Here is a 13266-nt window from a genome sequence, read left to right on the forward strand (position 1 = left end):
AACACCCCCGGGCGGGGCGGTGAAAGAACGTCCCCGCTGCCGGACATGAGTCAGGGTGGACCTCGTGAACGTGGACTCGCGCCGGGCGCGGTTCGAGACCCTGGCGCCGGCGGTGATCGACGCCGTCCGACGCTATCTGGCCCGGCGCACCGACCCGGCGACCGCCGACGACGTGCTCTCCGAGACGTTGCTGATCTGCTGGCGGCGGTTCGACGAGATACCCGCCGAGCACCTGCCGTGGGCGTACGGGGTGGCCCGCCTCTGCCTGGCGAACGCCGAACGCGGGCAGCGACGCCAGTTCCGCCTGGTCACCCGGATCTCCCGGCTCGACCCGCCGCCGCAGACCGTCGACGGGCCGGCCCCGGACGACGACGACCTGGGTGCGGCGCTGCGCCGGCTGCGGCCGGAGGACGCCGAGATCCTGCGGCTGTGGGCATGGGAGGACCTGGCAGCGGCCGAGATCGCCGTGGCCCTCGGGATCACCGCGAACGCGGCGTCGATCCGGCTCCACCGGGCCAAGGAGAAACTGCGAAAGACCATGACCTCTTCCGGACATGAGGAGTCGACAGAGGGGAGCCGGCCGTGACCGACGACGACGATCTGCGTGCACTGCTGAGGCGTGCCGACCCGGCCGCGTCGCTGGAACCGGCGTCCCCCACCCAGGTCGCGCATCTCGTGGAGGAAGCCATGTCCCGCCGCACGAAAACGTGGGCGCTGCCCGTTGCCGCCGCGCTGGTCCTGATCGCCGGCGGAGCCGCGTGGGCGATGACCAGGCCGGAGACGCCACCGGTCCCGCTGGCCGTCCCGATCATGACGACGTCTGAACCCACCGCCGGGTCCGTCGTCCTGTTCACCACCGGCGTGCAGGCCAAGTGCCGCGAGCCGGAGGCCGCCCGCCTCGCGGAGTCCGCCGACTTCGCCTTCGAGGGCACCGTGCAGAAGATCGAGAACGGTCGCGTCACCCTCGCGGTGTCCCGCATGTTCCGGGGCGATGTGGTCGGCCGGGTCGAGGTCGCCCAGCAGGGTGAGATCTCCGAGACGATGCTCGGCAGCGGAAAGTTCGAGATGGGCAAGGCCTACCTGGTGTCGGCCGCCGACAACAACGTGATGATCTGCGGTTACAGCGGCGAGGCCGACTCGATCGGGCTCAAGGAACTGTACGAAGCGGCCTTCTGAGGCCGAGCCTCACGAAGCGGCCTTCTGAACCGGCTCGTCGACGACCGGATGACGCAGGCCCGGGTGGTCCGCCGGCAGGTTGCGGCGGATCACCCACCAGCTCACCGCCAGGCACGCCGCGACCAGCGGCCCGGACAGCAGGACCCGCGCGGTGCCCAGCGCCGCCAGATATCCGGCCTGATAGAGCGGCAGGAAAACGGCCACCCGGATCACGTACTGCGTGACCCACACCCAGCTGCCCCGCGAATACGCCCTGAGCAACGCGGGGTCACGCCGCCACCGGGTCCGCTGCCCGAGCACGGTGCCGACCACGATGCCGAGCAGCGGCCAGCGGACGACGATGCTGATGGCCCAGACGAGCACGCTGGCCGCGTTGCTGAGCAACTGGATCAGGAAGAAATCCTCCGCCTTGCCGGTGTAGAGAGCGATCAGCGCGGCGACGCACACCACGAGCAGCCCGATCAGAACAGCGCGCGGCTTGTCGCCTTTACGCAACCGCCAGAGCGACAGCCCGATCGCGACGATCACCGCGGTGATCGCGCCGGCCCAGATCGAATCACCGAAGGCCAGCCAGCCGGCCACGAACCCGACTGCGGGCAACGACGCGTCCACCGCGGCCCGCCGCCCGTTCAGCAACTCCGCCAGCGTTTCCGGTTGCGCCATGTCCACCCGCCCCTGAAGAGGTTAGGGCAGCCTAACCCGCGCCTCCGGCGCCGTCGACGTCAGGTGGGCGTTTCTCTCACCCTTACTTCCTTCATTCCCGGTACGGCTACGCGAACCCGCTCGAAGTCGGCCGCGAGGCCGGCCCGGCCCGGCACCGAAACGCGACCGCCGGGCTGTGTCCGGCGGTCACCGTTACTTCGCCGCCCGTCGCCCAGGCAGGTTTCGCGAGACGCGAAACCGTCGTGAGCGACGGCCGGCGGGTGGGTTCAGCGGTTCTTGGGCAGCAGCCCGGCTGAGCGCATGGCGGCCCGCAACGGGTCGAGCGGCTCACCGGCCGGCGCTGTCAGCGTGATCCGGCTCGGCCGATTCTGATCGCCGTCCCTGCTCGGTTCAGCTCCATCGACATGCCCGTGATACCCCATTGATGCGCCCACGTTGGCCCCGATCAGGCCCGGGTGACCTCCGAACGGTGCGCCCATATGACCTCCCATCGGTGCGCCCGAGTGGCCTCCCATCGGCACGCCCGCATGACCTCCCATCGGCGCCCCCGGATGGCCTCCCATCGGCACGCCCGTATGACCTCCCATCGGCGCCCCCATCGGCGCGCCCATCGCCGCGAAGTGGGGATGGCCGACGGTGGGGACACTGACCGGGATCAGGCCGGACTGGGCCATCATGGTCCAGAGTTCGGCCAGGATCGGGTGCGCGGGCGGACTCGTCGTCACCGGCGGGACCAGGCCGAGCGCCACCACCGCGTCCGGCAGGCCGGCACCGCCGCGGGTGGGATCGCCCAGCGCCAGCGGCCGGCAACTGCCCTTGATCAGTTCGAACAGCCGGTCCACCCGGGCGCTGTCCCGGCCCGCGAACCGGCCCCGGAAGTCCGGGTGGTGGGCCAGCAGCAGCGCCGCCAGCCCGGTCACGTACGGCGCGGCGAACGACGTGCCGTCCCAGGCCGCATACCCGGACGTGGGCACCGACGACACGATCGCGACACCCGGCGCGCACACGTCGACCTCAGGCCCGTGGCAGGTGAACGAGGCGGAGAAGTATCCGTCGACGGTCGGTACCCCGTACACCCGTGTCGCGTGATAGCTCTCCGGCGGATAGTCGCCGAGCCGGCCGATCGCCGCGACCGCCAGCACCGACGGCAGCGACGCCGGGAACAGGACCGGGCCGCCGGTGCTGCCGGCGGCCGCCACGCAGGCGATGCCGGCCTGCCGGGCCTCCTCGATCTTGCGGGCCACCAGCGGCGACGCCTGCGCGTTGCCGAGACTGATATTGATCACGTCGATGCGTTCGGCGATGCAGTGGTCGATCGCCTCGATCAGATCGCTGAACCGGCCGTCGGGCATGATCCGGCACGAGTGCAGGATCGCCTCGGGGACGACACCGACGATGCCGTGCCCGTCGTCCGCGCCGCCGATGATCCCGGCGACGTGGGTGCCGTGGCCGACCGGGTCCTCCCATCGGTCGCGGTCACCGGCGACCCGCCCGGCCAGGTCGGGATGCTCGCCGGAGGCGCCGGAGTCGACGATCGCAATCCGCACCCCGTCACCGCGGAACGTCGGCGGCAGGGCGTCGAACCGCATGGCCCGGCGGGCCCAGCCGTCCAGCGGCCGCTGCGGGAAACCCGGGAACGTCTCGGCGAACGACGGGCAGGTCACCAGGTTGGGTGCGTCGGCGGTCAGGGCGGGACGGCCCAGCCACACCGCCCAGTAGTCCTGCCGGGGTTTGACGTGCACCCCGTCGAGGGCGTGCAGCACACCGGCCGGCGTGTCGATCTGCACGGTGCCGTCCTGGCCCGTCACCCCGCGCAGCAGGTAGGTCTCGTTCATCAGGTAGACCTCGGCGCCGGACAGCGGACGCCCGTCGCTGCCGGTGACCAGGAACGAGACGCGGGCGACCTCCCCGGGCGGCATCACCGAGGGGTCGGGCATCGGGCCGGCGTAGCTCAATTGCAGATCCGGCTCGACGTGCGCGGCACCGGACGCGGTGAGCATGGCGGCCCGGTCGGCGTCCATCTCCACGACGGCGAAGCTCGGTGCGGTGGTGACGACCCGGTGCACGGTCGTGGCGGTGTCCTCGCCCAGCCGGTCGAGGAGGCGGCCGGCCTCGGGCGGGGCGCCGAGCGGCGCCACCAGGTAGCGCTCGCGCCGCGAGCCGACCGGGACGGCGGAGTTGTGGTCGGTCATCGGATGCTCCGATTCGGTTCGGGGTGCGGCCGGATCCGATGGGACGGATCCGGCCGCGGTGGTTCTCTGCAGGCCACAGAGAGGTGTTACAGAGCGGGCAGGCCCGGGACGGTGGCGCGCAGATGCTGCACCGTCTGGAGCACCGCGGCCGACTGGTGCAGGCTGGCCGCGTACTGCTGCGCCGCGTACTGCTGAACGGCCGTGACCAGGCCCGGCGCCAGGGCCGCGACCTGCGGCAGGACCGGTGAGGCCGCCTCCAGCCAGCGGTAGCACCGCTGAATGCTCGCGGCCGCCGGTTGCCGCATCGCCTCGACGGGAGGTTCCGCCACGAAAGGCCCGAACGGCATCGTGCTGATGTAGGTCACGGCCGGCTCCGGGTCAGTTCCACATCTGCTGGCCGTACGGCGAGCCGAACCCGCCGTACATGGCGCCGGGGTGACCCTGCTGCCAGTGCCGGGCCATCGCCTGCTGGATCTGCTGCTGCTGGATCTGCTGGGCGATCGCCTGCTGGATCTGCTGCTGCTGAATCTGCTGGGCGATCGCCTGCTGAATCTGGACCTGCTGGACCTGCTGGGCGATGGCCTGCTGCACGTGCTGGGCGATGGCCTGCTGCAGGTGGTGCTGCTGGTGGAGCTGGCCGTACTGCTGCTGGCCGTATTGCGGGTGCTGGCCGAACTGCTGGCCGTACTGCTGCCCGAACTGCCCCATCAGCTGCGGGTCGAGCCCGAGGCCCGGGCCGTACGCCGCGCCGAGGAACTGTCCGCCGAAGCCGGAGCGCATCGGATCGCTGAACGCGGTCGCCGGATTGGTCGGCGCGTACGTAGCCGTGCTCATGGTTGTTCTCCCCTCGGTCTGCGGGCGGATCCCCGATGACCCGTCCGCGTGCCGAAACGCAACGTAATCGAAACAATTCGGAGCGTCATGGGAGTTCGGGAAACCCTGCGGCCGCCCCGTCGGGCGAGGACACTGAACGCGCCGTCAGGCATGATGTCGATCGTGTCGTTGACTCGCCGGAGCCTGCTCGGAGGCGGGCTCGCCGCCGTCGCCTCCGCCGCCGGCTGCACCTCCCCACCGACTCCCGACCCCGGTCCCGTCGTCGATCCGGTTCTCGAAGGCATCGAGAACATCGAACCGGTCGCCCAGACGCAGGCCGCCTACCTCGCCCCGTTGAAGGCGACGCTCACCCGTCACCTCAAGCCGACCAAGGCGAACCCGAAGCATCCCGTCTACGCCGGGGCGGCCGCCGTCGTCCTGGTCGACGGACGGGTCACCGCGAGTGTCGCCGTCGGGCACGCGCTGCGTTACAAGGCCGGGCCGGTCCAGCTGCCGGTGGCGCGACGGGTGGCGATGCGCACCGACTCGGTCTTCGACCTGGCGTCCCTGACGAAGATCTACACGTCGATCCTGCTGCTCCAACAGGTCGACCGCGGTCTCGTCGACCTGGACGCGCCCGTGGTCCGGTATCTGCCCGGATTCACCGGGGCGGGCAAGAGCGCGGTCACCGTACGCATGCTGCTCACTCACACCGCCGCCCTGCCCGTCGGAGCGAACGTGAAAGGCCGGCCGACCCTGGCCGCGAAGCGGGCCGCCGTGCTCGGCACCCCGCTGATCAAGGGCGTCCAACCCGGCGGTAGCTACCGGTACTCGAGCGTCGGGCTGATGGTCGCCGCCCAGATCGTCGAGAAGGTGACCGGGAAGTCCCTGGACGCGGCACTGAAAGCGGGCATCGTCACGCCGCTCGGTCTCACGTCGACCGGGTTCAACCCGCTGAAGTGGCTGCCCGGCAAGGCGCGGATCGCCGCCACCGACGCCCGCAGCTCACGCGGGCTGCTCCGCGGCGTGGTCCACGACGACGTCGCCGCCCGGATGGGTGGTGTCATCGGCAGTGCCGGGATCTTCGGGACCGCCTACGAGGTCGCGCTCGTCGGTGAACTCCTCCGCAACGGCGGTGTCCTGCACGGCAGACGGCTGCTGTCCGCGGGGATCGTCACGGAGATGCTCACGAATCAGAACCGTGGCCTGCCCGCCGTCGACCCCGACCGGCCCGGCCGGCCCTCCGCCCACGGGCTGGGTGTCACGCTGGGCCAGCCGTGGTTCATGGGCCGGCTGTCGTCGGCGGCGTCGTTCGGGCACACCGGTTTCACCGGCACGTCGTTGCTCGTGCACCCCGGTCACCGGCTGGTGCTGGCCCTGCTCACGAACCGGGCACATCCCAACTGGTCGTGGGCCGACCCCGACCCGATGCGCGTCGCCGTCGCCGACACGATCGCCGCGCACCTCTGACCCGTACCCCCGCCTAGGGGTTCTTCTCGTGCGGAAGCAGCAGGGTGGGGCTGGGCCGCTCCCAGACGCGGGCCGGGTCGTTGAGCGGGTCCACGTGCCAGAGCAGCACCGGGACGGTCGCGGTGACCAGCCGCCCCGCCTCGATCGTGGCCACCGAATCCTTCGTGGAGAGCGGCAGCCCGGCGATCTTCAGACCGGCCAGGTACTCGGCGGGGGCGGGCCGGTCGTCGCTGTCGGCGAACGGCAGGAGCGCGTCGGCGAGGATGACCGCGTCCCAGGCGGGCAGCAGGAACCCGCCCAGGTCGTTGGGGTGGCAGGGCTGGCTGGTCATCTTGGCGGCGGCGTCGAGAGTGCAGGCGTCGCGCAGTTCGCCGCTCGCGGCGGCCTCGGGAGCCCGGTCGGCGCAGGTGAAGCTCTCGCCGGCGGTCATCCCGAACAGTTCGTGGAAGTGCTGGATCTGACCGGTGAGCACCCGCAATGACGAGTCGGTGAGCGCCGAGCACCCCGGACCGCCGACGTAGTAGTCGACCGGCCAGTGCGCCATGCTCACCGCCCGCATCTGGTAGTTGGCCATGAACCGGCTGACCGAGCTGTCGGCGATGACCAGGCGCGGGAGGCGGTGGCCGCACACCTCCTTGATCCGCTGGACGAAGTCGGCGAAACGGGTCCACCGGTCGGCGAAGTAGATGACCGCCGGCGGGCCCTCGGCGCCCTCGCAGATCGACTCGTCGATCCGGTCCAGGGCGGCGACGTGCCGGGCGCTCGCCTTGTCGTTCGGTGCGACCGCGGCGAGCAGGTCGTTGACCAGCGACGTCGTGTAGAGGTCGGTGGCGTTGGGGTGCTGATAGACGTCGAGCCGGTAGCCGTCGGGGAACTCGTCGGCGAGCCGGACCGCGGTGTCGGTCGCGTAGGTGAGGTTGGGCGGCGCCAGCTGGAGATAGCCGGCGCGGTCGACGAACGGGCGGCCGGGCGCGCCGAAGTCGGCCAGCAGGTTCGGGGCGATGAACGGGATCCCGGCGTCGAGCAGGCTGTTGATCGCGCTCTGGGTGGTGTCGCGGCTGTCCCCACCACCGATCACCACCAGACGCGGGCCGAGGGCGTCCCGCTGCTCGATGATCATCTTGGCGATGTCGGCGGCGTGCCGGACGTCCTGGGTGGCGTCGGCGATCACCACGTGCAGCTGGTGCTCGGTGGTGTCCTCGATGTGCTTCTGCGCGAAGAGCATCGCCCGCAGCTGGTCCCGCTCGGACGGGTAGTCACGCCCGTCCGCACAGCCGGTCCCGCCGCCGGGCGGCGGATCGCAGGAGAGCGCGCCCAGCCAGACGACGGTCAGGTCACCATCGGCGAGCGGCTTGTTGTTGTCGAGGATGCGGCGTTCCAGTCTGGTGGTGACGGGGTCGCGGCCGAACGCGGTGGCCGCGAACACCCCGGCGTCGGCGGTGTCGAGCAGGCCGTAACAGCGGGTGCCGTCGGCGGTCGCGCGCAGCACGGTGATGCCGGTCGACGTCGGCAGCGTGTAGCAGTTGTGCATGACACCGGGCAGCCAGTCCGCCCGGGTCCAGCCGAGGAAACCGAGCAACAGCGTCAGCACCGCCAGCACCGCCTGATGCGTGATGGTCAGGGCGGGCTGCTTGAACAGGCCGACCAGCTTGTCGGAGACCAGCACCGGCAGGATCACCGCGGCCAGCGACACGGCCAGCGCCCGGGCCTCGGTGCTGCCCTGGAAGAAGGTGGCAACGAAGACGGTCGCGGCGGCGAAGACGACGGCCGTGGTGCCGAGCACCAGGACCAGCCGCAGGTTGGGGCTGAGCAGGGTGGCGATCGCGGCGAGCGCGACGGTCACCAGGATGGTCCAGACACCGACGTATCCGGTGATCCCGGCATGCACGATCAGCACCAGCAGGGCGAGGATCGCGGCCAGCCGGGACCGGGGACGGTCGGCGATGAACGACGGCAGGCTCGGCGCCTCGGCGGCCGCCCCGGACAGTGCCGACCGCACCCGGGTGGCCAGCCTCAACAGCCCCCACAGAACCGCCGCCGACGCCAGGACCAGCACGATCGACCAGAACCCGGCGGCGCCGGCGAGCAGCGAACGGACCACGATGGCCGCGGCCAGCACGACCGCGGCCACCCGGAGAAGTACGTCGGCGGTCAACAGGGAACGCAGCAGACGACCCCGGTCGGACATCGACACCCCTCTCCGTCGGCAGGTGCTGCCGATGGTAGGGCGGGCCGTCGACTACAGGCGGGAGGCCTCCGCCTCGATCGTCGTGTCGTCACCGTGGCCGGTGTGGACCACCGTCGCCGCCGGCAGCGCGAACAGCCGCTTGCGGATCGAGTCGACGATCAGATCGGCGTCGGAGTAGGAGCGGCCGGTCGCGCCCGGACCGCCGTTGAACAGGGTGTCACCGGTGAAGACCTCGCCCAGGTCGGCCGAGTAGAGGCAGACGGCGCCGGGCGCGTGACCCGGTGTGTGCAGCACCTCCAGCACCGAACCGGCCACCTCGATGCGGGCGCCGTCGGCGAGATCGATGTTCCACCACACGTCCCGCCCGTGGGTCAGCTCCCACAACGGCCACTCGGCCGGATGCAGCAGGATCGGCGCACCGGTACGCTCCCGCAACTCGGGAGCCACCCGGACGTGGTCGTCGTGGGCATGGGTGCAGACGATCGCCACCAGACGCCGATCGCCGACCACCTCGAGGATCGCGTCCACATCGTGCGGGGCGTCGATCACCACACATTCCTCGTCGTCGCCGACCACCCAGATGTTGTTGTCGACGTCGAAGGTCTGACCGTCCAGGCTGAAGGTGCCGGAGACGACACCGTGATCCACACGCAGCATTCTTCGATTGTCCGCTAAGCACTTCGGGAAGCGGGAGCGTTACAGGGGCATGGGGTTCGAGGAGTTCGCGGGAGCGCGGCTGGCAGCGCTGTTGCGCTACGCGACCGTGCTGACCTGTGACCCGCATCAAGCCGACGACATCGTCGGCGAGGTGATGGTCCGGGTCTCCTCCCGGTGGCGGCGGATCGCCGCGATGGACCAGCCCGAGGCGTACGTGAAACGCATGGTCCTCAACGAGTTCCTGTCCCTGAGACGCCGGTGGGGCCGGGTCGTCCCGATGTCCCACGAGCAGCTCGACACCCGGGCCGCCGCCGTCGACCCGCTCACCGAACGACAGGAGCGCGACGAGCTGGTCCGCCGGGTGGCGGCGCTGCCGGCCCGGCAGCGCGCGGTGATCGTGCTGCGCTACTTCGAGGGGCACACGTTCGACGAGATCGCCGAGTTGATGGGGAGCCGGGCCTCGACGGTCCGGGCACAGGCGTCGACCGCCCTGGCCAAGCTCCGGTTGGAGGCTGAGGTTCGATGAGGGACGAGGACATGCTGCGCGACGCGCTGTCGGCGATCGCCGGCCGGGCGCACGATCCGGCACCGGTGGCCGCCGGGATCGAGGCGCGGGCCCGGGCCCACCGGCAACGCCGTGGACTGCTGGTGGCGTCGGCCGCGGCGGTCACCGGGGTGGCCGGCGCGGCGGCGCTGTGGCCCCGGCCGCACACCCCGCAGCCACCGGCCGTGACCCCCGCCCCGTCGCCGTCGCCGTCGGCCATACTGCCGGTCAACTACCGGCCCACCTGGCTGCCGGACGGGTTCGCCGAGGTCAGCCGCTCCGGCACCGGCCCGGAGTCGCAGACCCGTACCTGGCAGCGCGGCGACGACCGGATCCTGCTGTTCCTGACCTCCCGGTCGCGGTTCGACCCGGCCGGGTTCCAGCCGGCCGTCCTGGGCGGTCGCCGGGCCTGGGTCGTCACCGGACCGGGCAAGGTGTGGGTCGAGGTCGGCGACGGGCTGATGGCCGGCGTCTCGGTGCCGCGCCTCGACCCGACCGGCGAGACGACCCGGCGGATCGCGGCCTCGATCGTGCCGGACCCCGGCGCGGTCGCCGCGGTGTCGCTGTCGTTCGGCTGGCTCCCGGAACGATTCGGCGGCCCGGTCAGCGCCGAGCTCAGCGGCACCTCCGAGCACTGGCGCGAGACCCTCCGGGTGGGTGGGTCACCGGAGGCTCGCACCGCGATCGAGGCCGAACTGCTCTGGGAGATCTCCACGTCCAAGGGCACCCCGGCGACCATGCGCGGCCTGCCCGGCTTCGTGCACCTCGGCGACTCCGGCGTCGGTTGCCCCGACCTACCGGCTTCGGTGAGCGATTGTCAGGGTTTCTCAGCATTCGCCAAGGTCGAGTTCGCCGGCAGCCGCATTCTCCGGGTCAAGATCGGCATGGGGTACGAGGTGAGCCGCGCCGAACTCATCAGGATCATGAACGAGATCGTCCTCGGCCCGGAACCGGACACCTCATGGTTGCCCGCGACCTGATCAGTCGTCGTTCCTGACCCGCAGCCGCGGCAGTCCCTGGTCGCATCCGGTCAGCTCGACCTTCAGCCGGTCACGCCCCCGGACCGCCCGGAACTCGCCCTCGTCGTCGTCCTGCTCGTGCACCTCGAACCCCTGCGCCGGGGACATCGAGATGATCCGCTCGCAGTCGGCGACCACGGTCCCGCCGCCGGTCGGGAAGGATCTGACCGTGTCCGGCGCCGGGCCCGCCGCCTCGGACGGGTCCGCCTCCTTGGACGGCGTCGCCGGCGGTGGCGGCGACGTCTCCTCCAAAGCCTGCCGCACCTCGTCCTCGGTGATCGCCTCACCCTGCCGGGACGTCAGCAGCCCCGACCCGACCAGGCCCACCCCGACCACGCCGACCATCACCGCAAGGAACGCCGCAACGATCCAGCCGAGAACGATGACCAGGGGAAGCCGGCCCAGCCGGTCGATGAGTCGCACCCGGTCACTATCCGCCGGACGACGATAAGCCGGGCACCGGACACCACTAAGGGAAGGTTAAGAAGGACTTTTCCACCGAACCGAGGGGCTACCGTGCAGCCGTGGCGAGACTCCTGCTCATCGAGGACGATCCGGCGATCCGCACCACCCTGCTGCGTGCGCTGCGGGAACGCGGGCACGCCGTGGCGGCGGCCGCCGCGGCGATGGAGGGCCTGCAGACCGCCCTCGCCGAACGGCCCGACCTGATCGTGCTCGACCTGGGCCTGCCCGACCTCGACGGACGCGAGCTGCTGCGCATGCTCCGTGCCGTCAGCCGCATCCCGGTGATCGTGGCGACCGCCCGCGACGACGAGACCGAGATGGTCCGGCTCCTCGACGCGGGCGCCGACGACTACGTGGTGAAACCGTTCACCGCCGCCCAGCTCGACGCGCGGATCCGGGCGGTACTGCGCCGCGGCGGCACCGGCGGCCCCGAGAGCACCCCGGTGCTGGAGGTGGGCGGCCTGCGCATCGACCAGGCGGCCCGAACCGTCACCCTGGACGGGGCGGTGGTCGAGCTGACGCCGCGCGAGTTCGACCTGCTGCACCATCTGGCGCTACGGGCCGGCCAGGTCGTGACGAAACGGGAACTACTCAGCGAGGTGTGGCAGGTTCCCTACGGCGGGGCCGACAAGACCGTCGACGTGCACCTGTCCTGGCTGCGCCGCAAACTGGGCGAGACCGCACAGGACCCACGCTATCTGCACACGGTCCGCGGCGTCGGCGTCAAACTGAGCGGGCCGGCGTGAGGGCCCGGCTCACGCTGCTGGTCGCGGCGACGACGGTGCTCGTGCTGCTGGCGTTCCTGGTGCCGCTGGCGGTGCTGGTCCGGCAGGTCGCCCAGGACCGGGCACTGGGCCGGGCCGACGACGTGGTCCAGTCGATCGTCCCGCTGGCCGCGACCGGTGACACCACGGCGCTGCGGCTGACCGTTGAGGCGCAGACCGTACCGGTGACCGTCTTCCTGCCCGACGGCGGCATCCTCGGCACACCGGCGGAAGCGACACCGGCGGTCCGCCTGGCCGCCGCCCAGCACGGCGCACTGACCGTCACCACCGGCGCCGGCCAGGAACTGGTCGTCCCGGTCGTCGGCACCGGCGGTGCCACCGTGATCCGGACCCTGGTCACCGAGGCCGAGCTGACCCGCGGCGTCACGAGGGCCTGGGCCACGCTCGCCGCCCTCGGCTTCACCCTGGTCCTGCTCGGCCTGTTCGTCGCCGACCGACTGGCCCGCACCATCACCCGCCCGATCAGCGAACTCTCCGCCGTCTCCCACCGCCTGGCCGGCGCCGAACTGACCGCCCGAGCCGACCCGTCCGGCCCACCGGAACTACGCGAGGTCGCCGGAGCCCTCAACCACCTGGCGTCCCGCATCCAGGACCTGCTGGCCGCCGAACGCGAACGCGTAGCCGACCTCTCCCACCGCCTGCGCACCCCGCTCACCGCGCTGCGCCTGGAAGCCGAGTCCCTCCGCGACCCCGACGAGTCGGCCCGGGTCGCGGCCGCCGCCGACCAGCTGGCCCGGGCGGTCACCGCGGTCATCCAGCAGACCCGGCGAGCCGACCCCACCCCGGACACCGCCGGCTGCGACGCGACGGTGGTCGTGGCCGCGCGGGTAGCGTTCTGGTCGGTGCTGGCCGAAGACACCGGCCGCCCCCTCCACCAGGAGCTACCCGCCGGCCCGGCCCGGGTCGCGGTCGCCGCCGACGACCTGGCGGCGGCGCTGGACGCGCTGCTCGGCAACGTTTTCGCCCACACACCCGACGGGACGGCACTGGCGGTCACCCTCGCCGCTCATCCGGGCGGCGGCGCGACCCTCACGGTGGCCGACGACGGTCCCGGTTTCCCCGCCGCGCACTCGGAGTCACCCTCCGGCGACGTCGCCCACCGCGGCACCTCGGGCGGCGGGTCCACCGGGCTCGGCCTCGACATCGCCCGGAAGATCGCAAGCTCCTTCACGATAAGCCCACCGGGTCCTGGAGGCGCGGTCATCCGGCTCGACCTCCCCGGTACGCAAGAACCGTCCCCCTGACCAATCCAGTCGGGCACGGCCCCTTCAACCACGCGCGCGGGCCCCCATGC

The 13266-nt window shown here is 71.7% G+C and carries 14 protein-coding genes; 7 read left to right on the forward strand and 7 right to left on the reverse strand.

What is annotated here, in order from left to right; translation table 11 throughout:
* Window positions 1–64: 64 nt before the first annotated feature.
* Together ACFO0C_RS32735 and ACFO0C_RS32740 are read left to right on the forward strand one after the other, a co-directional pair.
* Window positions 65–586, forward strand: coding sequence for an RNA polymerase sigma factor (locus tag ACFO0C_RS32735; protein WP_378070609.1), 522 nt, complete (start codon window positions 65–67; stop codon window positions 584–586).
* Complete coding sequence (locus ACFO0C_RS32740; protein ID WP_378070610.1) at window positions 583–1176, forward strand: hypothetical protein; 594 nt, start codon at window positions 583–585, stop codon at window positions 1174–1176. The genes ACFO0C_RS32735 and ACFO0C_RS32740 overlap by 4 nt, the downstream gene beginning before the upstream one ends.
* A gap of 9 nt (window positions 1177–1185) precedes the next feature.
* Here the strand turns inward: ACFO0C_RS32740 and ACFO0C_RS32745 are convergent, their stop codons facing one another.
* The 4 genes from ACFO0C_RS32745 to ACFO0C_RS32760 all read right to left on the reverse strand — a co-directional run bounded on the left by ACFO0C_RS32745 (window position 1186) and on the right by ACFO0C_RS32760 (window position 4865).
* Window positions 1186–1839, reverse strand: coding sequence for a DUF3159 domain-containing protein (locus tag ACFO0C_RS32745; RefSeq protein WP_378070611.1), 654 nt, complete (start codon window positions 1837–1839; stop codon window positions 1186–1188).
* A 266-nt stretch (window positions 1840–2105) separates the two neighbouring features.
* Window positions 2106–4031, reverse strand: coding sequence for a S8 family serine peptidase (locus tag ACFO0C_RS32750; RefSeq protein WP_378070612.1), 1926 nt, complete (start codon window positions 4029–4031; stop codon window positions 2106–2108).
* 86 nt (window positions 4032–4117) lie between these two features.
* Complete coding sequence (locus ACFO0C_RS32755; protein ID WP_378070613.1) at window positions 4118–4396, reverse strand: hypothetical protein; 279 nt, start codon at window positions 4394–4396, stop codon at window positions 4118–4120.
* A 13-nt stretch (window positions 4397–4409) separates the two neighbouring features.
* On the reverse strand, window positions 4410–4865 hold the full coding sequence (locus ACFO0C_RS32760) for a hypothetical protein (RefSeq protein WP_378070614.1): 456 nt from the start codon (window positions 4863–4865) through the stop codon (window positions 4410–4412).
* A gap of 153 nt (window positions 4866–5018) precedes the next feature.
* Here ACFO0C_RS32760 and ACFO0C_RS32765 point away from each other — a divergent pair, with 153 nt between their 5' ends.
* A complete protein-coding gene (locus tag ACFO0C_RS32765) occupies window positions 5019–6314 on the forward strand; it encodes a serine hydrolase domain-containing protein (RefSeq protein ID WP_378070767.1) in 1296 nt (431 codons plus the stop codon).
* A 13-nt stretch (window positions 6315–6327) separates the two neighbouring features.
* Here the strand turns inward: ACFO0C_RS32765 and ACFO0C_RS32770 are convergent, their stop codons facing one another.
* Window positions 6328–8502, reverse strand: a complete 2175-nt coding sequence (locus tag ACFO0C_RS32770) for a hypothetical protein (RefSeq protein ID WP_378070615.1) — start codon at window positions 8500–8502, stop codon at window positions 6328–6330.
* Between the two features lie 51 nt (window positions 8503–8553).
* Window positions 8554–9159 (reverse strand): MBL fold metallo-hydrolase, encoded by a 606-nt coding sequence (locus ACFO0C_RS32775; protein ID WP_378070616.1) that lies wholly within the window; start codon window positions 9157–9159, stop codon window positions 8554–8556.
* A gap of 49 nt (window positions 9160–9208) precedes the next feature.
* On the opposite strand from ACFO0C_RS32775, the gene ACFO0C_RS32780 reads away from it, so the two are divergent.
* Both ACFO0C_RS32780 and ACFO0C_RS32785 read left to right on the forward strand, forming a co-directional pair.
* Window positions 9209–9685: a sigma-70 family RNA polymerase sigma factor gene (locus ACFO0C_RS32780; protein ID WP_378070617.1), complete on the forward strand. Its 477-nt coding sequence runs from the start codon at window positions 9209–9211 to the stop codon at window positions 9683–9685.
* Window positions 9682–10683 carry a hypothetical protein gene (locus tag ACFO0C_RS32785; protein ID WP_378070618.1) on the forward strand — a complete coding sequence of 334 codons (1002 nt, stop codon included), beginning with the start codon at window positions 9682–9684 and terminating at the stop codon, window positions 10681–10683. The genes ACFO0C_RS32780 and ACFO0C_RS32785 overlap by 4 nt, the downstream gene beginning before the upstream one ends.
* Here the strand turns inward: ACFO0C_RS32785 and ACFO0C_RS32790 are convergent, their stop codons facing one another.
* Window positions 10684–11145 carry a hypothetical protein gene (locus ACFO0C_RS32790; RefSeq protein WP_378070619.1) on the reverse strand — a complete coding sequence of 154 codons (462 nt, stop codon included), beginning with the start codon at window positions 11143–11145 and terminating at the stop codon, window positions 10684–10686.
* A gap of 101 nt (window positions 11146–11246) precedes the next feature.
* On the opposite strand from ACFO0C_RS32790, the gene ACFO0C_RS32795 reads away from it, so the two are divergent.
* Complete coding sequence (locus tag ACFO0C_RS32795; RefSeq protein WP_378070620.1) at window positions 11247–11933, forward strand: response regulator transcription factor; 687 nt, start codon at window positions 11247–11249, stop codon at window positions 11931–11933.
* Window positions 11930–13216, forward strand: a complete 1287-nt coding sequence (locus ACFO0C_RS32800; RefSeq protein ID WP_378070621.1) for an ATP-binding protein — start codon at window positions 11930–11932, stop codon at window positions 13214–13216. Before ACFO0C_RS32795 ends, ACFO0C_RS32800 begins: the two co-directional genes overlap by 4 nt.
* The last annotated feature ends 50 nt before the right edge of the window (window positions 13217–13266 follow it).

Origin of the sequence: Actinoplanes subglobosus, from assembly GCF_042650585.1 — a bacterium.
Lineage (GTDB): Bacteria > Actinomycetota > Actinomycetes > Mycobacteriales > Micromonosporaceae > Actinoplanes > Actinoplanes subglobosus.

What these genes read in the sequence shown, in the direction of transcription:
- ACFO0C_RS32785 (WP_378070618.1), top strand. Translation starts at nt 9,682, where the DNA reads ATGAGGGACGAGGACATGCTGCGCGACGCGCTGTCGGCGATCGCCGGC.
- ACFO0C_RS32770 (WP_378070615.1), bottom strand. Translation starts at nt 8,502, where the DNA reads ATGTCCGACCGGGGTCGTCTGCTGCGTTCCCTGTTGACCGCCGACGTA.
- ACFO0C_RS32760 (WP_378070614.1), bottom strand. Translation starts at nt 4,865, where the DNA reads ATGAGCACGGCTACGTACGCGCCGACCAATCCGGCGACCGCGTTCAGC.
- ACFO0C_RS32775 (WP_378070616.1), bottom strand. Translation starts at nt 9,159, where the DNA reads ATGCTGCGTGTGGATCACGGTGTCGTCTCCGGCACCTTCAGCCTGGAC.
- ACFO0C_RS32765 (WP_378070767.1), top strand. Translation starts at nt 5,019, where the DNA reads ATGTCGATCGTGTCGTTGACTCGCCGGAGCCTGCTCGGAGGCGGGCTC.
- ACFO0C_RS32745 (WP_378070611.1), bottom strand. Translation starts at nt 1,839, where the DNA reads ATGGCGCAACCGGAAACGCTGGCGGAGTTGCTGAACGGGCGGCGGGCC.
- ACFO0C_RS32780 (WP_378070617.1), top strand. Translation starts at nt 9,209, where the DNA reads ATGGGGTTCGAGGAGTTCGCGGGAGCGCGGCTGGCAGCGCTGTTGCGC.
- ACFO0C_RS32750 (WP_378070612.1), bottom strand. Translation starts at nt 4,031, where the DNA reads ATGACCGACCACAACTCCGCCGTCCCGGTCGGCTCGCGGCGCGAGCGC.